16 protein-coding genes are annotated in these 22,461 nt (G+C 72.8%); 9 read left to right on the forward strand and 7 right to left on the reverse strand.

What is annotated here, in order from left to right; all coding sequences use genetic code 11:
* Nucleotides 1-5 precede the first annotated feature (5 nt).
* Nucleotides 6-3,608 carry a thiol reductant ABC exporter subunit CydD gene (cydD, locus tag ACSHWO_RS17810; protein WP_438313043.1) on the forward strand — a complete coding sequence of 1,201 codons (3,603 nt, stop codon included), beginning with the start codon at nucleotides 6-8 and terminating at the stop codon, nucleotides 3,606-3,608.
* Nucleotides 3,609-3,632: 24 nt separating this feature from the next.
* Nucleotides 3,633-5,369, forward strand: coding sequence for a GAF domain-containing sensor histidine kinase (locus tag ACSHWO_RS17815; protein WP_438313045.1), 1,737 nt, complete (start codon nucleotides 3,633-3,635; stop codon nucleotides 5,367-5,369).
* A 64-nt stretch (nucleotides 5,370-5,433) separates the two neighbouring features.
* On the opposite strand, the gene ACSHWO_RS17820 is transcribed toward ACSHWO_RS17815, so the two are convergent.
* Entirely contained in the window at nucleotides 5,434-6,324 is an 891-nt protein-coding gene (locus ACSHWO_RS17820; RefSeq protein ID WP_385829375.1) for a Cof-type HAD-IIB family hydrolase, read from the reverse strand.
* 119 nt (nucleotides 6,325-6,443) lie between these two features.
* Here ACSHWO_RS17820 and ACSHWO_RS17825 point away from each other — a divergent pair, with 119 nt between their 5' ends.
* The gene (locus ACSHWO_RS17825; protein WP_438313047.1) at nucleotides 6,444-7,349 is read left to right on the forward strand and encodes an LLM class flavin-dependent oxidoreductase; all 906 of its coding nucleotides are present in this window, start codon (nucleotides 6,444-6,446) and stop codon (nucleotides 7,347-7,349) included.
* 107 nt (nucleotides 7,350-7,456) lie between these two features.
* Here the strand turns inward: ACSHWO_RS17825 and ACSHWO_RS17830 are convergent, their stop codons facing one another.
* The 3 genes from ACSHWO_RS17830 to ACSHWO_RS17840 all read right to left on the reverse strand — a co-directional run bounded on the left by ACSHWO_RS17830 (nucleotide 7,457) and on the right by ACSHWO_RS17840 (nucleotide 12,984).
* Entirely contained in the window at nucleotides 7,457-10,501 is a 3,045-nt protein-coding gene (locus tag ACSHWO_RS17830) for a tetratricopeptide repeat protein (RefSeq protein ID WP_438313049.1), read from the reverse strand.
* Nucleotides 10,498-12,321: an HSP90 family protein gene (locus tag ACSHWO_RS17835; RefSeq protein ID WP_438313051.1), complete on the reverse strand. Its 1,824-nt coding sequence runs from the start codon at nucleotides 12,319-12,321 to the stop codon at nucleotides 10,498-10,500. The genes ACSHWO_RS17830 and ACSHWO_RS17835 overlap by 4 nt, the downstream gene beginning before the upstream one ends.
* Nucleotides 12,322-12,444: 123 nt before the next feature.
* Nucleotides 12,445-12,984 (reverse strand): RNA 2'-phosphotransferase, encoded by a 540-nt coding sequence (locus ACSHWO_RS17840; protein WP_385829419.1) that lies wholly within the window; start codon nucleotides 12,982-12,984, stop codon nucleotides 12,445-12,447.
* Between the two features lie 134 nt (nucleotides 12,985-13,118).
* On the opposite strand from ACSHWO_RS17840, the gene ACSHWO_RS17845 reads away from it, so the two are divergent.
* On the forward strand, nucleotides 13,119-13,907 hold the full coding sequence (locus tag ACSHWO_RS17845) for an aquaporin (protein ID WP_438313053.1): 789 nt from the start codon (nucleotides 13,119-13,121) through the stop codon (nucleotides 13,905-13,907).
* A 109-nt stretch (nucleotides 13,908-14,016) separates the two neighbouring features.
* Here ACSHWO_RS17845 and ACSHWO_RS17850 read toward each other — a convergent pair whose 3' ends face one another.
* From ACSHWO_RS17850 to ACSHWO_RS17860, 3 genes are all read right to left on the reverse strand, one after another.
* On the reverse strand, nucleotides 14,017-14,955 hold the full coding sequence (locus ACSHWO_RS17850; RefSeq protein ID WP_438313055.1) for a MerR family transcriptional regulator: 939 nt from the start codon (nucleotides 14,953-14,955) through the stop codon (nucleotides 14,017-14,019).
* Nucleotides 14,956-15,063: 108 nt separating this feature from the next.
* The gene (locus ACSHWO_RS17855; RefSeq protein WP_438313057.1) at nucleotides 15,064-16,932 is read right to left on the reverse strand and encodes an SDR family oxidoreductase; all 1,869 of its coding nucleotides are present in this window, start codon (nucleotides 16,930-16,932) and stop codon (nucleotides 15,064-15,066) included.
* Nucleotides 16,929-17,798, reverse strand: coding sequence for a M24 family metallopeptidase (locus tag ACSHWO_RS17860; RefSeq protein WP_361093246.1), 870 nt, complete (start codon nucleotides 17,796-17,798; stop codon nucleotides 16,929-16,931). Before ACSHWO_RS17860 ends, ACSHWO_RS17855 begins: the two co-directional genes overlap by 4 nt.
* 213 nt (nucleotides 17,799-18,011) lie before the next feature.
* Between ACSHWO_RS17860 and ACSHWO_RS17865 the strand changes: the two genes are divergently transcribed.
* The 5 genes from ACSHWO_RS17865 (at nucleotide 18,012) to ACSHWO_RS17885 (ending at nucleotide 22,271) form a co-directional block, all read left to right on the forward strand.
* A complete protein-coding gene (locus ACSHWO_RS17865; protein ID WP_361093249.1) occupies nucleotides 18,012-18,983 on the forward strand; it encodes an ABC transporter ATP-binding protein in 972 nt (323 codons plus the stop codon).
* On the forward strand, nucleotides 18,973-19,860 hold the full coding sequence (locus ACSHWO_RS17870) for an ABC transporter permease subunit (RefSeq protein ID WP_361093252.1): 888 nt from the start codon (nucleotides 18,973-18,975) through the stop codon (nucleotides 19,858-19,860). Before ACSHWO_RS17865 ends, ACSHWO_RS17870 begins: the two co-directional genes overlap by 11 nt.
* On the forward strand, nucleotides 19,857-20,768 hold the full coding sequence (locus tag ACSHWO_RS17875; protein ID WP_404237242.1) for an ABC transporter ATP-binding protein: 912 nt from the start codon (nucleotides 19,857-19,859) through the stop codon (nucleotides 20,766-20,768). Before ACSHWO_RS17870 ends, ACSHWO_RS17875 begins: the two co-directional genes overlap by 4 nt.
* A gap of 14 nt (nucleotides 20,769-20,782) precedes the next feature.
* Nucleotides 20,783-21,502, forward strand: coding sequence for an ABC transporter permease (locus tag ACSHWO_RS17880; protein WP_385829532.1), 720 nt, complete (start codon nucleotides 20,783-20,785; stop codon nucleotides 21,500-21,502).
* A 109-nt stretch (nucleotides 21,503-21,611) separates the two neighbouring features.
* Complete coding sequence (locus tag ACSHWO_RS17885) at nucleotides 21,612-22,271, forward strand: rhomboid-like protein (protein WP_438313061.1); 660 nt, start codon at nucleotides 21,612-21,614, stop codon at nucleotides 22,269-22,271.
* The last annotated feature ends 190 nt before the right edge of the window (nucleotides 22,272-22,461 follow it).

The following is a 22,461-nucleotide window of genomic DNA, read 5'->3' on the forward strand; positions in this document are numbered from 1 at the left end:
TTCACGTGAAACCGATCGACCCGCGCCTGCTTCGGTACGCCCGCTCCACCCGCCTCTTCCTGGCGGCGGTGGTGGCCCTCGGATGTGCCGGGGCGGGGCTGGTCATCGGTCAGGCGATGCTCATCGCCGAGATCGTGGTCGGTGCCTTCGAGAAGGGCCTGGACGGTGGGCAGCTGCGCACACCGCTGCTGTTCTTGGCGGCCGTGGCGGTGGGCCGCGGCCTCCTCGCCTGGCTCACCGAACTCGCCGCCCACCGGGCGGCCGCGTCGGTCAAGTCGGAGCTGCGTGCCCGGCTGCTGGACCGCGCCACCGGTCTCGGGCCGGGCTGGCTGAGCGGGCAGCGAACGGGGTCGCTGGTGGCGTTGGCCACCCGGGGCGTGGACGCCCTCGACGAATACTTCGCGCGCTATCTGCCCCAGTTGGGGCTCGCGGTGGCCGTGCCGGTCGCCGTCCTCGCCCGGATCGTCACCGAGGACTGGGTGTCGGCGGCCATCATCGTGGTCACCCTGCCGCTCATCCCCCTGTTCATGGTGCTGATCGGCATGGTCACCCAGGCGCGGATGGACCGCCAATGGCGGCTGCTGTCGCGGCTGTCGGGGCACTTCCTCGACGTCGTGGCGGGCCTGCCGACGCTGAAGGTCTTCGGCCGTGCCAAGGCGCAGGCGGAGTCCATCCGCAGGATCACCGAGGACTACCGGCGGGCGACGATGCGCACCCTGCGCATCGCGTTCCTGTCGTCCTTCGCGCTGGAACTGCTGGCGACGTTGTCGGTGGCGCTGGTCGCCGTGACCATCGGCATGCGACTGGTCCACGGAGAACTGGACCTCTACACCGGCCTGGTCGTACTGATCCTGGCGCCCGAGGCGTACCTGCCGCTGCGGCAGGTCGGTGCCCAGTACCACGCGGCCGCGGAGGGGCTGGCGGCGGCGGAGGAGGTCTTCGAGGTCCTCCGGACGCCGACCCCGGTGGGCGGGCCCGACGCCCGCGCCACCGGGGCTGCCGGCGTCGGCGTGCCCGGGGCGGGACCTGCCGGGCTGCGGATCGAGGTCGACGGGGTGGCCGTACGGCATCCCGGGCGGGGCGAGGACTCGCCCGGGCCGGTCTCCTTCACGGTGGGGCCCGGCGAGTGCGTGGCCCTCACCGGCCCCAGCGGGGCCGGCAAGTCCACGCTGCTCCACGTGCTGCTGGGGTTCACGGCGCCGACCGCGGGCCGGGTGCGGATCGGCGGCGCGGACCTGGCCGGGCTCGCGCCGGAGCAGTGGCGGGAGCGGATCGCCTGGGTGCCGCAGCGGCCGCACCTGTTCGCGGGGACCCTCGCCGAGAACGTGCGTCTGGCCCGGCCGGACGCCTCCGACGAGGCCGTTGCGGCGGCCTTGGAGGACGCCGGGGCGGGGGACTTCGTGGCCGCACTGCCGCACGGCATCGAAACGGTGCTGGGTGAGGGCGGCGCCGGCCTGTCCGCCGGACAGCGCCAGCGGATCGCGCTGGCGCGGGCCTTCCTGGCGGACCGCCCGGTGCTGCTGCTGGACGAGCCGACGGCGGCGCTGGACGGGGAGACCGAAGCAGCGGTGGTCGAGGCCGTACGCCGCCTCGCGGTGGGGCGGACCGTCCTGCTGGTTGTCCACCGGCCGGCGCTCCTCGCCCTCGCGGACCGGGTGCTGGTGCTCGGCGCCGGACCGACGGGTGTGCCCGCGGCCATGTCGCACCCCCTGCTGGAGGATCGGGTGCCGGGGGACCGGTCGTCCGAGGGGCGTTCGTCCGAGGAACGGGTGCCGGGGCCGCGGAACCACGGGTCCGAGGACACCGCCCCGCAGGCCCCGCTGGCCGGGGCCGGCTGGGGCGACTCAGCCGGGCGGGACCCGCTGCGCCGGGTCAGGGACGTGGCCAAGGCCTGGCAGGGCCGGTTCCGGCTCGGACTGCTGCTGGGGGCGCTGGCCGTCGGATGCAGCGTCGGGCTGATGGCCGTCTCCGGATGGCTCATCTCGCGGGCCTCCCAGCAGCCGCCCGTGCTGTACCTGATGGTGGCGGTCACGGCCACCCGCACGTTCGGCATCGGACGGGCCGTCTTCCGGTACGCGGAGCGGCTGGTCTCGCACGACGCCGTCCTGCGGATGCTGTCCGACCTGCGGGTGTCCGTCTTCCGGCGGCTGGAGCGCATCGCTCCCGCCGGGCTGCCCGCACAGCGGCGCGGTGACCTGCTGGCCCGACTGGTGGCGGACGCCGACGCCCTGCAGGACTACTGGCTGCGCTGGCTGCTGCCGGTGGGCACCGCCACCCTCGTGGGCGGCGGGTCGGTCGCGTTCACCGCGTGGCTGCTGCCCGAAGCCGGGGCCGTTCTCGCCGTCGGACTGCTGGCTGCCGGGGTCGGGGTGCCGCTGGTGAGCGGGGCGTGCTCCCGCCGCGCGGAGCGCCGGCTGGCACCCGCCCGAGGGGAACTCGCCACCCGTACGGCCGACCTGCTGACCGGGACCGCGGAGCTGACCGTCGCCGGCGCGCTCGGACGGCGCAAGGACGCCGTGCGCGAGAGCGACCGGATCCTGACCGCCATCGCCGCGCGCGGCGCCGCCGCCACCGGGCTCGGCAGCGGGCTGTCGGCTCTCGTGTGCGGGCTGACCGTGGCGGGCGCCGCGGCCGTCGCCGCCGACGCGGTGCAGGACGGGCGGCTGTCCGGGGTGGCCATGGCCGCGGCCGTCCTGACCCCGCTGGCCGCCTTCGAAGCGGTCACCGGACTGCCGCAGGCCGTGCAGTTCCGGCAGCGGGTGCGGCGCAGTGCCGAGCGGGTCTACGAGGTCATCGACGCCCCGGCCCCGGTGGCCGAGTCGGCGCGGCCCGCGCCGGTGCCCGCCTCGCCGTTCCCGCTGCGCCTGTCGGGTATCGCCGCCCGGCACCCCGGCCAGGAGGGCGACGCCCTGCACGGCCTCGACCTGACGCTGGAGGCCGGGCGGCGGATCGCCGTCGTCGGGGTCTCCGGCGCCGGCAAGTCGACCCTGGCGCAGGTCCTGCTCCGCTTCCTGGACCCGGGCGCGGGCTCGTACACCCTGGGCGGGACCGAGGCCCGCAGGCTGGACGGGGACGAGGTCCGCCGGGTCGTCGGCCTGTGCGCCCAGGACGCCCACATCTTCGACAGCTCGGTCCGGGAGAACCTGAGGCTGGCCCGTCCCGCGGCGAGCGAGGAGGAACTGCGGACGGCCCTGGCCGCGGCCCGGCTGCTGGAGTGGGCCGACGGGCTGCCGGACGGCCTCGACACCCTGGTCGGCGAACACGGCGCGCGGATATCCGGCGGCCAGCGCCAGCGCCTGGCCCTGGCCCGCGCCCTGCTCGCCGACTTCCCCGTCCTCGTCCTGGACGAGCCCGCCGAGCACCTGGACCTCGCGACGGCCGACGCCCTGACCGCGGACCTGCTGGCCGCGACCGAGGGCCGCACCACCGTGCTGATCACGCACCGGCTGGCCGGGTTGGAAGCGGTCGACGAGGTCCTCGTCCTGGACGGCGGAGGCGTCGTCCAGCGCGGCGCCTTCGACGAGCTGGCCGTCGTCGAGGGCCCGCTGCGCCGCATGCTGGAGCGGGAGACGGCAGCCGACGGCGTACTGGCCGACTTTCCCCGTTAAAACGGACTAACTAGGCTCACCTGCATGTCGCTGCAGCAGTCGCCGGAAGCGCCGGACCCGGCCCCCCGGGTTCCGGACCCGCTGGAGGCCGCCACTCTGGCCACCCGAAGTCTGCACGGGCTGTCCACCGAGCTCACCGCACGCGTGCCGCAGCTGCTGGAGGCCATGCGATCGGTCGGCACCGGCCTCGAACTGCACTCCACCCTCGACCGCATCTGCGAGACCGCCGCCGAGCTCGCGGACGCCCGGTACGCGGCGATCGGCGTCGTGGACACCGCCTGCCGCGGCCTGTCGGACTTCGTCACCTTCGGGATCGACGCCGAGGTGGCGGAGCGGATCGGGCACCGCCCGAACGGCAAGCGGGGCCTGCTCGGAGCGCTGATCTCGCATGCCGGGACCGTACGGCTCGCCGATCTCACGCAGGACCCCCGCTCGGCGGGCTTCCCGCCGCACCACCCACCGATGAAGACCTTCCTCGGGGTCCCGATCCGCGTGCAGGGAGAGATCTTCGGCAACCTGTACCTCGCCGAGAAGAACGGCGGCGGCGAGTTCAGCGACTACGACGTCCACATGGTCCGGGTGCTGGCCACCGAGGCGGGCATCGCCATCGGCAACGCCCGGCTGTACGAGGCCGCTACCCAGCGGGAGCGGTGGATCGACGGCTCGGTGGCCGTCACCACGGCCCTGCTGTCGGGCGGCGACGCGGACGACGCCCTCTCCGTAGTGGCCGAACAGGCCCGCCGCCTCGCCGACTCCTCCGCCGGGATCGTGACGCTGCCGACCGAGGACGGCGGAATGGAGATCGTCGCCGTCTCCGCCGACACCCCGGCCACCTCGCTCGGTGTGGTCGTGCCGGCCGAAAGCCCGGTCGTGGCCCGGCTGCTGCGCGGAGAGCCGGTCTTCGTGGACGACGCCGCGGCCGACCCGCGCACGGCCGGCCCGCTGACCAGCGGGTTCGGACCCTGCATGATGCTGCCCCTGCACAGCGGCGGACGGGTGCTGGGCGCCCTCGTCACCCCGCGCGACCGCGGCAAGAGGCCGTTCAGCGATGCCGAGCGGACCCTCGCCACCCAGTTCGCCTCCCAGGCCGCGCTCGCCCTGATGATGGCCGAGGCGCAACGCGACCGGGAGCGGCTCGCGGTGTTCGAAGACCGCGACCGGATCGCCCGGGACCTGCACGACCTGGTGATCCAGCGGCTGTTCGCCACCGGGATGATGCTGGAGAGCGCTCAGCGGCGGTCTGACGTCCCCGAGGTACGTGAGGGCGTCGGGAAAGCCGTGGACGAGCTGGACGTGACCATCCAGGAGATCCGCACCGCGATCTTCGCGCTCCAGCAAGGTCCGGCGGAGGCGCCCTCGGGGCTGCGGACCCGGGTCCTGCGGGAGATCAACATGGCGGCCGTACCGCTTGGTTTCAAGCCCGCGCACCGCTTCCTCGGCCCTCTCGACGCGGCCATCGGCGAGCTGGTGGGAAAGAACCTGATCGCCGCGCTCCGCGAGGCCCTGTCGAATGCGTTCCGGCACGCGGCGGCGACCCGGATCGAGGTCGTGGTCGATGCCACGGTCACCCTGTCCGACGGGCGGCCCGCGGTGCGGCTGGAGGTAGCCGATGACGGGATCGGCATCAGCGAGAACGGGCGCCGCAGTGGGCTGCGCAACCTGCGCCGACGGGCCGAATCGCTGGGCGGATCCAGCTCGTACGGACCGGGGATCGGCGAGCACGGCGGCGGGACGACCCTGGTGTGGGAAGCCCCGCTCTGACGCCCTGTGGCTGGTGCCGACGCCCGGGGCCGCCGCGCGCCGCCGCCCGCTGTACTGCCGTCGCCTACAGCTGCTGCTGCCGTCCGCCGAGGCGGGCCAGCATCCGCTCGATGATGACGGCGACCCCGTCCTCGTTGTTGGCGACGGTACGGCCGGAGGCGGCTGTGATCACATCCGGATGCGCATTGCCCATGGCGTACGAGGTGCCCGCCCAGCTCAGCATCTCCACGTCATTGGGCATGTCGCCGAATGCGACCACCTCCGACGGGGAGATGCCGCGCTCCGCGCAGCACAGCGCCAGGGTGCTGGCCTTCGAGACGCCCAGCTCGCTGATCTCCAGGAGGGCGGTCGGGCTGGAACGGGTGATCGAGGCGTGGTGCCCGGCCGCGGAGCGGGCGAGCGCCAGGAACTCGTCGGGGGTCAGCTCGCCGTGGTGCGCGAGCAGCTTCAGCACCGGGGCGGAGGTGTCGTCCGCCTCGACGCTCAGCAGCTTCTCCGCGGTGGCGACCTGGGCGCCCGGGTCCTGGAAGAAGGGCGGGTACAGGGGTTCGTAATTGATGCCCGCGGTCGTCTCCACGGCGAAGGAGGTGCCGGGGGCGGCGGCCCGCAGGGTCTCGACGACCGTCAGCGCGGTAGCCCGGGGCAGTGCCCGCACCTGGACGAACTCCCGTCCGGCGTGGAGGTCGACGACCGCGGCGCCGTTCGCGCAGATCGCCAGGCCGTGTCCGTGCACGTGATCGCTGACCACGTCCATCCAGCGGGCCGGACGGCCCGTGACGAAGAAGACCTCGATCCCGGCCGCTTCGGCGGCGGCGAGCGCGGCCACCGTGCGCGGCGAGACGGATTTGTCGTCGCGCAGCAGGGTGCCGTCGAGATCGGTGGCGATGAGCCGGGGAGTGGGTGTCTGCCCGTCCGGGCGCTGGGGAGCCGAGGTCACCGCTCCATCTTCACCCATGGGTCTGCCCTGGAGGACCCGGGCCCCGTTGGCCCGGGACCCCGATGGCGATGTTTCACGTGAAACATCGGGCAGCTGTGTTTCACGTGAAACATGGGCGGCGTCGTAGTCTCGAACGCATGAGTTTGCGTCTGAGCACTGTGATTCTCCCGGTACGACCGTGGCGCGAGGGCGGCCGCGACCAGTGGATACGGGCCGAGGAGCTGGGTTTCCACACCGCATACAGCTATGACCACCTGTCCTGGCGGTCCTTCCGGGACCTCCCGTGGTTTGGCGCGATTCCGACTCTGACGGCGGCGGCCGCGGCCACCGAGCGCATGCGTCTGGGCACCCTCGTCACCTCGCCGAACTTCCGGCACCCGGTGACCCTCGCCAAGGAGCTCATGACGCTGGATGACATCTCCGGTGGGCGCATCACCCTCGGTATCGGGGCGGGCGGCAACGGATTCGATGCGACCGCCCTCGGGCAGGACCCCTGGACCCCGCGAGAGCGTGCCGACCGCTTTGCCGAGTTCGTTCCGCTGCTGGACCGGTTGCTGACCGAGCCCGCGGTGAGCGCGCGCGGCACGTTCTACTCCGCGGACGAGGTCCGTAACATCCCCGGCTGTGTCCAGCGGCCCCGCCTGCCGTTCGCGGTCGCGGCGACCGGACCGCGCGGACTGAAGCTCGCGGCGGCACACGGTCAGGCGTGGGTGACCACGGGAGACCCGAAGCTGTACGAGGCCGGCACCCCCGAGCAGTCGCTGGAGGCGCTGCGCGGACAGCTGACCCGGCTGGAGAAGGCATTCGTGGAGATCGGCCGCGACATCGAGCCGATGGAGAAGGTGCTGCTGACCGGGTTCACCCCGGAGCGCAACACCCTGCTGGAGTCCGTGGACGCCTTCGTCGATTTCGCGGGGCGCCACCAGGAGCTCGGATTCACCGAGCTCGTGATCCACGCGCCGATCCCGGACTCGGACTTCGCCGCCGACCAGGGCGTCTTCGAGAAGATCGCCACCGAGGGGCTGGCCCAGCTGGCCTCCTGACCGGCCGGCCAACGGAGCGGCCGCCGAGCCCCCCGCAGCGGACACGAGCCGGTGGGACACGAGCCGGTGCCCCCGCCAAGACGGGGGCACCGGCTCGGCATCCCGACTCAGGAGGACAGCCGCTGGAGCGTGTACTCGGCACGCTCCAGCAGGGCCTTCGCCGTGTCCTGCGGCAGCGCCCGAAGCTCGTCGACCAGGGCCGACATCCGGGCCGCCCCCGCCTCGTCGCGCCCCAGCTCCTGCTCGGTCCAGGCGGCGTACTGCACGCACTGCAGGCGTTCGTCCAGGTGGTCCGGTCCCAGCTCCGCGTAGACGGCGGCGGCCCGCTCGCACAGGTCGACCTCCTCCAGACGCAGCGCCCGGAGCTCCGCGGCGTCCAGCTGCTCGGCGGGCCGCGCGTCCTCCCCGTACTCCTCGTCGAGCTGCTCGGTGGTGGTCACCTGCCGGTCGAGCACCTGCGCCAGCTGGTGCCAGGTCTGGGCGAGTTCGGCCCGCAGCGGCGGGTTCCCCGGGTCGGAGGCGGTCATCAGCACCCCGACCGCCTCGTCCATCAGGAACCGCGCCCGCGCCACGCTCGCCCGCGCTGCCCCGTCGCGCAGGGCCAGCCAGGCCAGGGAGCGAAGGATCCGTACCTCTGCGACCGGCGCGCCACCGTTCGCCCGGTACAGCTCCAGGGCCCGTTCGTACGCGGCGATCGCCTCCTCGGGCAGCTGCGCCGCAGAGAGCTGGTCCGCAGCCGAGTGCGCCAGGTCCGCCTGCGGCTGCGGGCCGTTCCAGTCCTTGGCCGCCTCCGCCGCCAGCAGGAACTGCTCCGCCGCGGCCCGCGGCTCGTTCAGCTGCCGCAGCAGGTCGCCCAGGAACTGCCGTGCGGACACGGCCTGGAGATCACCGTGCTCCAGCAGGTCGGGCAACGCGGACTGCAGAACCTCCGCCGCATCGGCGAAGCGGTCGTCCCGCGCGTACGCCCGGGCCAGGAGGAGCCGTGCCTGTGCCCCGTTGAAAGAGGACAGTCCGGCCTGGTCGAACCAGTGCGCCGCCGTCAGTGCGTGCTCGGCCGCTTCGGCCGCCGCCTCGGCCCGCCCCATCAGGATGTCCGCAAGGGTGAGTCGTACGGTCCCCTGCGTCTCGGCGTCGATGATCTCCAGGGCGGACTCCACCGCGGAGCGGGCCGCCTCCTCGGCCTCCTCGGGCTGCCCGAGCGACATCAGCAGCCCGGCCCGCAGCACCAGCGGGTCCACGGCCTGCCACGGCCGGCCCGCTTCTGCGGCGTGCCGCGCGGCGGAGGCCAGCAGCGCCGCGGCACGCTGGGGGTCGCCCTGGGACAGGGCGATCCGGCCGAGCGCTTCCTCGGCGTCGGCGGCCAGATCCGGCAGCGTCTGCGCGTGCGCTTCGGCGAAGGCGGTCAGCTCCCGCTGCCCGTGGTCGTGCTCCGGGTCGTTGTCGTGCTCCGCATCGCGGCCGTGCAGGGGCGCGTGGGCGTGCTCGTGGCCGGTGTCCCGCGCGCGCAGGTGCGGCTCGATGCGGATCGCGGCCAGTTCCGCCGTGGCGATCCGGCGGGCGCGCAGCGGCTCGTCCGGATCCAGCGCCTCGGCCGCCCGCGCCGCCGCTGCCAGCAGTTCCCGTACCCGGTCGGGCTCGGCCCCGTCCTGGCCGGCCACGCTCGCCAGCCGCAGCTCCGCCAGCGCGGCCCGCTGCGCCTGTCCGAGGTACCGGTAGCGGTCGCGGACCGTCAGCAGCAGCTCCCCCGCCTCCGGGGCACCGGCGCGTGCGGCTGCCAGCGCCCGGCTGTCCGCCACGTCGGCGGCGACCAGCGGATCCACGTCTTCCTCCGGGAGGGCGTCCATCCGTACGGCCACCTCCGCCCACAGCCCGTCCGCGGCCGGATGCCCCTGGTCGCGAGCCTGCCGGGCCCGCTCCACCAGCTCGGCGAAGGCGGCCCCGGCGGTGACCGCGGCTGCGCCGGCGGTGACCGCGGCCGCGGCCGCAGCCGCCGCCGGCGCGGGTGCCGCCGCCGTGGTCGGGGCGCCCGCGGTCTGGGGGAGCGGTGCGCTGCGCACGCCCAGCGGCAGCACGCCGACGAGCGGCTGCGCTCCGATCCGGGCGAGGAAGCGGTCCGAGACCCGGGTCGTGCCGTTGCGGGCGTCGAAGCGGTGGGCGATGGCGAGCGAGCCCGCGTACATCACCTCGTACAGCTCGGAGACCGTGCGAGGGACGCCTTCGTAGGCGGCGGCCGGGCTGTTGCCGTGCCCGAGCTCCTGCAGCCGGCGCAGCAGGACGAGGATGCCGCCGTGGAAGGCCAGCTGGTCGTCGGCGTTGGCGAGCGGACCCAGGTGGGCGGCGTGCTCGGCGAGGATCTCCAGCCCGCGGGACTCGTTGCCGCTCAGCGCGCAGAACTCGATGTGCTTGGCGATCGACGGCAGCAGGCTCTCGTTGCCCCGGGCCATGCGGTAGCCGCGCAGGTGGTGGGAGCGGGCCTCGTTGAGACGGCCGAGGCGCAGCAGGGGCAGCAGCGACGTGGCCAGTACCCGGTGGGGCTCCTCGGCGCAGGTCCGCTCGCCGTCCAGTACGGGCCGCCAGTGCTCCAGCGCCTGTGCGTCGTCGCCGCGCAGGGCGGCGTAGCTGCCCTGGCTGTTGAGCTCGCAGGCGTGGCAGTCGCTCATGCTGTCGCGGTCCGCCGCCAGCCAGGCCCGGTGGGCCCGGTCCGCCCGCTCGTCGTCCCCGGCGCAGTGGGCGAGCCACATCTCGGCCTCGCGCACGGGCCGCTCGCTGTAGCCGGCGACCCGATAGCGGCGCTCCATCTCCGCGACCCAGCCCCAGGCCGATTCGAGCGGGATCTCCGGGGAGTCGGAGATGGCCGTGGCCACCCACTTGAACTGCCAGAACAGGGAGTGGGCGTCCCACTTGGCGAAGGAGCCGGGGTCCTTGTCGTACTCCTGGAGCAGCCGGGCGAAGGGCACCAGCATCTTGGAGGACTCGGAGCTCCACAGGTAGGCGTGGACCAGGTTGTCCAGTGCGTCGCGGAACAGGGCGGCATCGCCGAGGGCTTCGGCCGCGCCCACCAGGGCCTCGGCGTGGGCGTTGCGGGCGGTCCCGTTCGGGGCGCTGCGGTTCTCCGCCAGGCCCCGCCGGACCTCCTCGTGCGTCATGGTCACTGCTGGCCCTCCTGGGCATCGGCGGAGTGGGTCGCCCATTCCAGGAGCCCGAGGAAGGCCCGGTTGAGCAGGGTGGAGTCGGCCGGGCGTAGCGGCCGCTGGGACATCAGCAGCGCCTGCCCGTACAGCGACTCGACGGCGGTCCCCGCCAGCGCCTCGTCGGACAGGGCCGCGATCCGGCGGATGAGCGGGTTGTGGTGGTTGAGCACCAGGCGGGCGCGCGGCGCGGAGCCGCGCAGGGCGCCGAGGATGCCCGTCCACAGGGAGTCGGCGCTGTCCAGGGCGGCGGTCCGGTCGCGCTCCTGGCGGGCCTGCCGGTCGTCGAGGTAGAGCGCCGGGACGGAGACGGGCTGGAAGGCTCGCAGCACCACGTCGCAGCCCTGCGGCTGCAGGCGGGTGCGGGCGGTGGACAGGAAGGACGCGAGGGCGAGCTCGGCGGCGGTCGGGACCGGGTCGAGCCGTTCCGTGACGGCGCCGGCATCCAGCTCGGTGACCTTCAGGTCCGGCCGTACCGTGGGCAGCAGGGCGAGCAGGTCGGCGTCGTACGTGTAGCCGGCGTTGATGACACCGAGTCCGTGGGCCGCCGCGATCGGGGCGATCTGGCGGAACTCCTCGACGGTGCGGGTGAAGTGGATCTCGGTGTGGGCGGCCGCGAACTCCTGCAGGCTCATCGAGCCGTCGCTGGTCTCGAACGGCAACCAGGGCAGCATCAGGCCGAGCAGGTCGGCGTCGTGCCGGGCCAGGGACTTCACCCCGAGGTGGTGGACGTTCAGGAACGCCGCCAGCCGGTCCGGTTCGCTGGCGGCGAGCTCGGCCAGCCATGTACGGATACGGGCACCGAGCGCCTCCCGTACGGCGGACAGGGTCTCGTCGTCGTAGAGGTTCTCGCGGGAGGCCGTGGGCCGCAGGGTGTCGGTGTCCAGGACGGCGCGCACGAAGAACGCCCAGTCCGGCAGCAGGTTGTCGGCCCGGTCGGTGAGCAGCATGCCCTTGAGGTGGACGCGGTGTCCGGCCCGGTGGGCGGGGCTGGTCGGTTCGGGCAGGACGTACGCGACGCCGCGGACCCCGGCGACGGGCAGGTCCAGGTCGATGGTGTCGAGCGGGGTGAAGCCGAAGAGCTGGGCGCAGTGCCCGGCGAGCGCGACGCGGCGGGCGGCCGGGGTGGGGAAGGCGCGGTCCCAGACGGCGGGCCGGTCGGTGACGGGCCGCGGGTCGCCGCCCCGGCCGTCGTCGAAGGTGATGTCGTACGGCAGGAGGGAGCCGTAGTCGCGGGCCAGCTGCTCCACCTTGGTGGGGACCATCCACTCCTCGGCACCCGGCCGGGCCTGGAGGACGACGGTGGTGCCGGGCTCCGGGCGGGCGTCGTGGGGGAGTTCGCGGACGGTGTACGAGCCGTCGTCCGTGGCCAGCCACTCGACGGGTGCGGCCTGCGGGTCGCGTGCGGAGCGGGTGATGACGCGGATCTCACGGGCGACGACGAAGCAGGCGAGCAGGCCGATGCCGAACTGGCCGAGGAACTCGCGGCGGGTGGTCTCCAGGCCGTGCTCGCCGCCGCGCTTGGAGCTGCGGCCGATGGTGGCGAGGAGGGAGTGGGCCTCGGCGGCGGTCAGGCCGATGCCGCTGTCCTCGATGGTGACCCGGTCCGCGGATGCCGACAGGCGGATGCGGATCTCCGCCTCCGGGTCGAGCGCGTGGCGGGCGGTGACCGCGTCCACCGCGTTCTGCATCAGCTCGCGGACGTAGACGCGCGGGCTGGAATAGAGGTGGTGGGAGAGCAGGTCGACCAGACCGCGCAGGTCCACCTGGAAGTTGGACGTCATGGAGTGTCACCTCGCGTGCGTACGGGAAAGTTCGGCGATCGCGAGGTGCCCCCCCTCACGGATCCCGGAGTGAGCAACACATTAGGGCGCTCATCTGACAATCTCCTGGGAAATTCGGGAGGGTCACGGCAGGCGCAGGAATTGCGGAGGGACCGCATCCACCAGCCACACCCCGTTGGCGCTGACCCGGAACACGTGGCCGGCGGCGTGCATCGCGCCCGCGTCCACGCTGAGCACGATCGGCCTGCCGCGCCGCGCGCCGACGCGGGTCGCGGTCTCCCGGTCGGGGGACAGGTGGACGTGGTGCCGGGCCATGGGCCGCAGGCCCTCGGCGCGGATCGCGCCCAGCGCGGCGGCGACCGTGCCGTGGTAGAGGTACGCGGGCGGTTCCGCCGCCGGGAGGTCCAGGTCGACGGGGACGGTGTGGCCCTGGTTGGCGCGGATGCGCGTGCCCTCGACGGCGAAGCGCTGCTTGTCGTTGGCGGCGACGACGTGGTCGAGCTCGGCACGGGTGATGGGGAATCCGTGGGCCGCGGCCGCACGCAGGAGGGCGTCGATCTCCACCCAGCCGTGCAGATCGAGGGTGAGTCCGATGCGCTCCGGCTGGTGCCGCAGGTGTTTCGAGACGTATTTGGACACCTTCACGGTGCGTCTGTCGTCCATGGGCCCAGCCTGCCGGTCCGCTCGGGACCGCCGCAGCGATTTTCCGCCAGGCCGTCCGGTCGCGGACAGCAACTATCCTTCTTCCAAGATACGGAACATCTTTTCCATTGAAGATCCCGTCCAGGGGGGACCTGATGACGACTCGCGCTTCCCTGCAGCGCCGCGCCGTCGCCGAACTCGTCGGCACCGCCGGCCTGCTCGTGGTGGTGATCGGTTCCGGCATCCAGGCCGACGGTCTCAGCCGCGACACCGGGGTCGCCCTCGTCGCGAACTCGCTCGCGTCGGCCATCGGCCTCGGGCTGGTCGTCACCCTGTTCGGCCCGCTGTCCGGGGCCCACCTCAACCCGGTGGTCAGCCTCACTTCCTGGTGGGCGCGTCGGCGCGGCGGCGAGGGGCTGGCGGGAGGGGAGGCGCTCGTCTACGCCGCGGCCCAGACCGTCGGGGCCGTCGCCGGGGCCCTCCTCGCCGAGGTGATGTTCGGGCGGCCCCCGGGCGTCCTCTCCACCCAGGTCCGCGGCGGCGGCCACCTGCTCGTCGGAGAGATCGTCGCCACCGCCGGGCTCGTCCTCGTCATCCAGGGCCTGGAGCGCATCGGTCGCCCGAAGCTCGTCCCGGCGGCGGTGGCGGCGTACATCGCCTGCGCGATCTGGTTCACTTCCTCGGGCTCCTTCGCGAACCCGGCCGGCACCGTCGGGCGCGCCTTCAGCGACTCGTTCACGGGCATCGCCCCGCAGTCGCTGCCCGGCTTCATCGCGGCGCAGCTGGTCGGAGCGGCCGCGGGGCTGGCCCTCGCCGGATTCCTGTACGGCGGCTCGGGACGCGCCTCGGGCCCACGTGGCGCCGGCCGGCGGGCGGCTGGCCGGGGTGCGGGTCGGGAAACGGAAGGCGGGACGAGGGAAGCCCCCACTGCCAGACCGGCGTAACGAGGTCGTCGGCTGATCCGTCGTCCACAGGTTTGCCCACAGGAATCCCCGGCTTGTCCACAGCCGGTTGGGTGGGTTTTGACGGCAAACGAGCGATCCGCCCTGTGGACTACTCTCCGTCGTCCACCGGGTCCCGTCGGCCGCCCCGCTGAGCCAGGTCGTTCATCCTGCGGGCCTGCAGCTCGCGTTCCGTCGCCGCTCGGACGAACTCCCCCACGTGCTCGGCGCCGACCAGCTCCTGCACCGCCCGTACCGTCCCGGCCGGCAGCGCCACGGACGCCGGTCCCGACGCCTGCGGCGCGCCGGCGGCCCCCAGGTGTCGTTGCAGGTGCCGGGTCGCGAACAGCCTCATGGCCCGTGCCAGCTCGGCGTCCACCGTCTGCTGGGCCAGCGGCCGCAGCCGGCGGACCAGGGCCGCCGCCTCCACGGCGTCCGAGTCCGTCGGCGGCACCTGCCCCAAGTAGCGGGCGAAGACGTGCTCGGTGGTGAACTCCAGGAAGCGGGATGCTATGTGTTCGACCTGCCCGCGCAGTTCCCGCAGGTGCCCGGTGATCGCCGGCAGCGGCACCCCTGCCGCGTACAGCTCGGCGGCCACCGCCAGTTCTTGTGGCGAGGGGACCAGGAACTCCTCCGGACAGCCCGGGATCCGCTCCAGCACGCCCAGCTCGCAGGCCTCGTTCACGGTGGCGTCGTCGGAGGTCCCCCCGAAGCGCTCGTCCAGGTCGGCCCGGCTGACCCGGGCCGCCTCCTCGTCGGTCCACGGCCCGTGCACCTCGGCGACGAGCCCGAGGACGCCGCCGAGTCCCCGCCCCGCGTCCCAGGCCTCCAGCAGCTCCTTGATGGAGGCCAGGGTGTAGCCGCGGTCCAGCAGGTCGGCGATCTGGCGCAGCCGTGCCAGGTGCGTGTCGCCGTAGACGTTCGAACGGCCGCGCCGCTCCGGCTTCGGCAGCAGGCCACGGTCCTGGTACGCCCGGATTGTGCGCACCGTGGCTCCACTGTGGTGCGCCAGATCCTCGATCCGGTACTCGGCTGCTGCCTGATCGGACAATCCCGGCTCCCTACGACATGGCGGCCCGGCCCCGCCTGCGCAGCGAGCCCTCCTGCGAGGGATGGTACGACCGCCGGAATGAGGGGTACACGGCCGCGCGGCCCCCGTTCACAGCCGGGGTTCCACCCGGGCGAGCCGGCGCAGGGCCCGGGGCGCGAAGCGGGACATCCACAGGGCACCCTTGGACTCGGGTGTCACCGGGACCACGGCCTGGTTGTGCACGACCGCCCGGAGGATCGCGTCGGCGACCTTCTCCGGCGGGAAGTTGCGCAGCCCGTACAGCCGCGAGGCGCGCGCCTGGCGGCGCTTCTCCTCGGCCGCGTCCACCCCGGCGAACCGGGAGGTGGCGGTGATGCCGGTGTTCACGATGCCCGGGCAGATCGCCGAGACGCCGATCGACTGCGGGGCCAGTTCGGCGCGCAGGCACTCCGACAGCATCAGGACCGCCGCCTTCGACGTGCTGTACGCGGGCAGGGTCCGGGACGGCAGGTAGGCGGCGGCGGAAGCGGTGTTGACGATGTGTCCGCCCTGGCCGCGCTCGGCCATCTGCTTCCCGAAGATCCGGCAGCCGTGGATGACGCCCCACAGGTTGACGTCGAGGACCTTCTTCCAGTCCTCCGCCGTCGTCTGCAGGAACGGACCCGACAGGCCGATCCCGGCGTTGTTGACCAGGACGTCCACCACGCCGTACTCGGCCGCGGTCTTCGCCGCGAGCTTCTCCATGGCCTGCTCGTCGCTGACGTCGACGCATTCGCCCCAGGCCTCGGGGGCGCCGATGAGCCGTGCCATGCCGGCCGTGCGCTCCGCGCCCTCCGCGTCCCGGTCCACGCACACCACCCGGGCCCCGGCCTCGGCGAACGCGAAGGCGGTGGCCCGGCCGATGCCGCTGGCGGCGCCGGTGACCAGGACCAGGCGGCCCCCGAACCAGTCGGCGTACCTGCCCGGAGCCCTGGTCTCCGGGGCCCGCGCGGCGGGCTCCTCCCGGGCGGTGACGAACTCGGTGATCCACGCGGCCAACTGGTCGGGACGGGTCCGGGGCACCCAGTGCTTGGCCGCCAGGGTGCGCCGCACCAGGCCGGGGGCCCACCGCTCCAGGTCGTCGTAGAGCTTCTCGGAGAGGAAGGCGTCTCCGGTCGGCGTGATCAGCTGCACCGGTACGTGGGCGTACGCGTCGGCGCGCGGGCGGCTCAGCCGGGACCGCACGTTGTCGCGGTAGAGCCAGGCCCCGTGCGCGGCGTCCGAGGGCAGCGAGGGCGTGGGGTAGGAGCCGGCCGGCACCTTCTCGACGCGCTCCAGGATGCCGGGCCACCGCTTGCCGAGCGGCCCGCGCCAGGCGAGCTCCGGCAGGACGGGCGTGTGGAGTGCGTACACGTACCAGGACTTGAGGCCCTGGCCCAGCAGTTGTGACGCCCGGCGCGGGGTGGGCCGGTTCACCCGCTTCTTGATCCAGTGACCGAAGTGGTCGAGGGAGGGCCCCGACACGGAGGTGAACGAGGCGATCCGGCCCTCGGTCCGGGCGACGGTCGCGAACTCCCAGCCCTGCACGGAGCCCCAGTCGTGGCCGACCAGGTGCACCGGGCGTTCCGGGCTGACCGCGTCCGCCACCGCCAGGAAGTCGTCCGTCAGCTTCTCCAGCGTGAACCCGCCGCGCAGCGGTACGGGCGCCGTGGAGCGTCCGTGGCCGCGCACGTCGTAGAGCACGACGTGGAATCGGGCCGCAAGCCGCTCGGCGACCTCCGCCCAGACCTCCTTGCTGTCGGGGTACCCGTGCACGAGCACCACGGTCGGCCGGGCCGTGTCACCGAGCTCGACCACGCACAACTCGATCCCGCCGGTGCTCACCCGGCGCTCGCGCGCTCCGGCCAGACCCGTGCGACGCACCCCGTTCACCCCGCCCACAGCGTCCACGCCCTTGCTCCTGCCCTCGCCCTCGCCCGTCACACGGTCCACGCCGTCCGCCCCGCCCCTGCCGCTCATGCTGCCTTCTCCTCGGCCCAGCGCCGCACGTGCGGCAGATCGTCGTCCAGCCAGAACGCGCTCTCCTCGGGATCGCGGGAGTCCGTGACGACCAGGATCTCCTCGAACTTCGCGCCGGTGCCCCGGAACCCCAGGTGCGGCTCCACCGCCCACATCCCGGGCTGCGGGGCGTGGTCGGAGAAGCGGTACGGGCTCCACAGCGGAGACCAGCCCTCCCGGTGCCCGTGCAGGGCGTCGGAGGCCAACCCCTTCAGGGACTGCACCCCGAAGCCGAACGCGGTGGGGGACCAGCGCCGCTCCCGCACCCGGTCGATCTTGTGGGCGATCACGCCGAACGGGTAGGCGCGGTGCCGGTTGGCGTACCCCTGCCGGACCATCAGCCGGTCGACGTTCTCGTATATCTCGCGCAGCGGGCGGCGTTCGCGGACCTGCCCGAGGATCAGCTCCCGGTGGGCGCGCAGGTCGGACATCAGCCGGTCCTGCACCGGGTTCAGCCCGAGGCTGCCCGAGTACCCGATGTCGGCCGCGTAGCCCCGGTGGACCGGTGCCATGTCGAGGATGAACGGCATCCCCGGCTCCAGCTTCCGGTTGGTCGGGAAGAACTGGAGCGGGATCTTGAAGTTCGCGAAGGCGGTGCGGTCCCCGAACCAGGCGAACGGCAGGTGGAACCAGTCCCGCACCCCACGCTGGCGCAGCCACTCCCGCTGCATCCGGGCGGCCTCGCGCTCGGTCACGCCCGGCCGCAGCTGCGCCGCCACCGCCTCGGCGCACTCGTAAGCGAGGCGCTGCACTCCTCTGAAACCGCTGAGGTCGGCGGCGAGCCGACCGGTGAGCCGTGCGGTGCGCTGCCTCGTGTCCCCACCCATAGCCGTCCGTCCGTAGGGCCGTACCGCCAGTAACTTGACATTGATGAATGTGACAATGGCCGGAGGTCACGTCAAGGGGGCGTGCACGGACCTGTGGACAATTTTGTCCGGTGCACATCAGTCTCGCGTCAGGGTTCGTAGTCCTGAAGGCTGACACCGGATCGCGCTCCAAGTCTGACGACCTGCAGGTGACGCGCCACTACCGTCGAAGCCGTGACTGTCATCGCGGCCGAAGGCCTGACCAAGCGGTACCCCCGAGTGACCGCCATCGACCGGCTCTCCCTGGACATCGGCCCGGGAGTCACCGGCCTGGTGGGCGCCAACGGTGCCGGCAAGTCCACGCTGATCAAGATCCTGCTGGGACTGTCCCCCGCCACCGAGGGGCGCGCCTCCGTGCTCGGCCTCGACGTCGCGACGCACGGCAGTGCCATCCGGGAGCGGGTCGGCTACATGCCCGAGCACGACTGCCTGCCCCCCGACGTCTCGGCCACCGAGTTCGTCGTGCACATGGCGCGCATGTCCGGACTCCCACCGGCCGCCGCCCGCGAACGGACCGCCGACACCCTGCGCCACGTGGGGCTGTACGAGGAGCGCTACCGCCCCATCGGCGGCTACTCCACCGGCATGAAGCAGCGCGTCAAGCTCGCCCAGGCGCTCGTCCACGACCCGCAGTTGGTGCTCCTCGACGAGCCCACCAACGGCCTGGACCCGGTCGGCCGCGACGAGATGCTCGGCCTGATCCGCCGCGTGTACACCGACTTCGGCATCTCGGTGCTGGTCACCTCGCACCTCCTCGGGGAACTGGAGCGGACCTGCGACCACGTCGTGGTCGTCGACGGCGGCAAGCTGCTGCGGTCCAGCTCCACCAGCGACTTCATGCAGACCACCGCGACCGTCGCCGTCGAGGTCACCGACTCGGACGCGCACCCCGACGGCACCGCAGCCCTGCGTGCGGCGCTCACCGAGGCGGGCGTCGTCCTGCACCCGGGCGAGGAGCAGGGGCTCCCCGGCGCGGGCCACATCCTGCTCGTCGAGGCCACCGGCGAGAGCACCTACGACACGATCGTCGACACCGTCGCGGGCCTCGGCCTCGGCCTGGTCCGCATGGAACAGCGCCGCCACCACATCGCGGAGGTCTTCCGCGACAACGACCAGCGGAAGGGGCCCGGTGGCGATGGCGCCTGAGACCTCCACCCAGATCCACAACATCGGCTACCGGTCCTACGAAGGCGCCCGGCTCGGCCGCTCCTACGCCCGCACCTCGCTGTACTCGCAGTCCCTGCGCGGCGCGTACGGGCTCGGCCGCTCGGCCAAGTCCAAGGTCCTCCCGATGATCCTCTTCGCGGTGATGTGCATCCCCGCGCTGATCATCGTGGCCATCGCCATCGCGGTGCCCGGGTCGACCGACCTGCCGATCAAGTACACGACGTACGCGCTGACCACCCAGATGGTCATCGGCCTCTACCTCGCCTCGCAGGCACCCCAGTCGGTCTCGCGCGACCTGCGGTTCAAGACCGTGCCGCTGTACTTCTCGCGGCCGATCGAGCGGGTCGACTACGTCCTCGCCAAGTTCGCGGCGATGGCCTCGGCCCTGTTCATCCTCACCGCCACACCGCTGCTGATCATGTGGATCGGCTCTCTGCTGGCCAAATTCGACTTCGCGGACCAGACCAAGGGGTTCGCCCAGGGGCTGGTCTCCGTGCTGTTGCTCTCGGTCCTCTTCGCCGGCCTCGGCCTGGTCGTGGCCGCGCTCACCCCGCGCCGCGGGTTCGGCGTGGCCGGCGTCATCGCCCTGCTGGTGATCCCCTACGGCGCGGTCACCGCGGTGCAGGGCGTCTCCTACAGCGCCGGAACGACCGCCCCGATCGAGTGGATGGGCCTGTTCTCCCCGATCACCCTGATCGACGGCATGCAGACGGCGTTCCTCGGCGCCACCTCCGCCTTCCCCGGCGGCGAAGGCCCCTCGACGGGCGTCGGCTTCGTCTACCTGCTCGTCATCCTCGCCCTCATCGTCGGCTCGTACACCGCCCTGATGGCGCGCTACCGGAAGGCCGGGCTGTGACCACCATCGACATCGACCACACCTCCCGCTGGTTCGGGAACGTCGTCGCGGTCAACGACGTGACCATGCGGATCGGCCCCGGCGTCACCGGGCTGCTCGGCCCCAACGGCGCCGGCAAGTCCACCCTGATCAACATGATGGGCGGCTTCCTGGCCCCCTCCACGGGCACCGTCACCCTCGACGGCGCCCCCATCTGGGGCAACGAGCAGGCCTACCGGCAGATCGGCGTCGTGCCGGAGCGGGAGGCCATGTACGACTTCCTCACCGGCCGGGAGTTCGTGGTCGCCAACGCCGAGCTCCACGGTCTCGACGACGCCGCCGCGCAGCGCGCCCTGGCCACCGTCGAGATGGAGTACGCCCAGGACCGCAAGATCGCGACCTACTCCAAGGGCATGCGCCAGCGCGTGAAGATGGCCTCCGCGCTGGTCCACGATCCGTCAGTGCTCCTGCTCGACGAGCCGTTCAACGGTATGGACCCGCGTCAGCGCATGCAGCTCATGGACCTGCTGCGGCGCATGGGCGAGGAGGGGCGCACCGTCCTGTTCTCCTCCCACATCCTGGAGGAGGTCGAGCAGCTCGCCTCCCACATCGAGGTGGTCGTCGCCGGCCGGCACGCCGCCTCCGGCGACTTCCGCAAGATCCGCCGCCTGATGACGGACCGCCCGCACCGCTACGTGGTCCGGTCCTCCGACGACCGGGCCCTCGCTGCAGCCCTGATCGCCGACCCGTCCACGGCCGGGATCGAGGTCGACGTCAAGGAGGGCGCCCTGCGCATCCAGGCCGTCGACTTCGGACGCTTCACGGAGCTGCTGCCGCAGGTCGCCCGTGCCCACGGCATCCGGCTGCTCACGGTCTCCCCCTCCGACGAGTCCCTCGAGTCGGTCTTCTCCTACCTCGTCGCGGCCTGAAGGAGCTGGCACCCATGTACAACCCCACCGTGGCCCGGCTCACCTACCGCGCCCTGCTCGGCCGCCGCCGCGCGCTGATCCTCTTCGCGCTGCCCGCCATGCTGATCGTCATCGCGGCTGCCGTCCGCGTCTTCACCGGCCTGGACGACAAGATCGCCGCCGATCTGCTGGGCGGTTTCGCACTGGCGACGATGGTCCCGCTGATCGGCGTCATCGCCGGCACCGGTGCCATCGGGCCGGAGATCGACGACGGCTCGATCGTCTACCTCCTCTCCAAGCCGGTGAAGCGGCCGACGATCATCATGACCAAGCTGATCGTCGCGATCGCCGTCACGATGGCCTTCTCCGCCATCCCGACCCTGATCGCCGGCTTCATACTCAACAACAACGGCCAGCAGATCGCCGTCGCCTACACCATTGCCGCGCTGGTCGCCTCCATCGCCTACAGTGCCCTGTTCCTGCTGCTGGGCACGGTCAGTCGGCATGCGGTGGTGTTCGGCCTGGTCTACGCCCTGATCTGGGAGTCGCTCTTCGGCAGCCTGGTCTCCGGCGCCAAGACCCTCAGCGTCCAGCAGTGGGCCCTGGCCGTGGCCGAGAAGATCGCCGGCGAGGGTTACGTCGACGCCACCGTCGCCCTGCCCACCGCGGTCGTCCTCCTCATCGTGGTCACCGTCGGCGCCACCATGTACGCCGGCCAGAAGCTGCGCCGCCTCACCCTCGCCGGCGAGGAGTAGGAACAGCAGGACGGCCCCGACGGGGCCAGCCCGAAAGAGCCCGGAGCACCCGTGCCCCGCCCGGCCCACCAGCCGGGCGGGGCACAGCCGTGCGGGGCATCATCGGGGCATGACCGAGCACCCCGAGCCGGAGCCCTCCAGGCCCGTGAGGTCCTGGATACGCTCCTCGCCCGGAACGCACATATGGCTGCTCGTCATCGCGATCACCAGCCTCGTCGTCGTGATCACCCCTGACCACCTCGAAAGCGTCCTGCTCCACCGCCACAGCAGCAATATCCACGAGCTCACCCGGCACCCCGTACGCGCCCTGCTCTCCAGCGCCTTCTGGATCGAGGACCCGGCCTCACTCGCCCTCTACGCCGTCCTCTTCGAGGTCTTCCACGCCCCCGTGGAACGCTGGCTCGGCACCCTGCGCTGGCTCGCCATCGTCGCCACCGCCCACATCACGGCCACCCTGATCAGCCAGAAGCTCGTCCTGACGGCCATCCAGGACCACCGGGCACCGCACAGCATGGTCCACGTCGTCGACGTCGGCGTCAGCTACGGCCTCGCGGCCTCCATCGGTGTCCTCACCTACCGGCTCCCCAGCCCCCTGCGCTGGTTCTACCTGGCCGGCGCTTTCGCCTTCTTCGGGGTCCCGCTCCTGACCGGGGCCACCTTCACCGACCTCGGGCACGCGATCTCACTCTCCGTCGGCCTACTCGCCTGGCCACTGACCCGCAACCCGCACCCCTGCCGCCCCCCTGGTCATGTTTCACGTGAAACATGACCGGCAGCGGCTGCCCCTGGGCTGCCGCCGAGGCGCCGAAAATCACTGGTACGGGGCTTCCGCCCGGGGCACAGTGGGCGGTGCGGGGAGAACAAAAGGTCCGGGGCAGCCACTTCGAGCGCGCCGTTCGGCGCGGGCTGCCCCGGACCCTCCCATCCGCGCGGACGGGCCGTACGCGCGCGACCACTCC

This window comes from Streptomyces pallidus (ex Mingjun et al. 2026), from assembly GCF_051550185.1.
Taxonomy (GTDB): domain Bacteria; phylum Actinomycetota; class Actinomycetes; order Streptomycetales; family Streptomycetaceae; genus Streptomyces.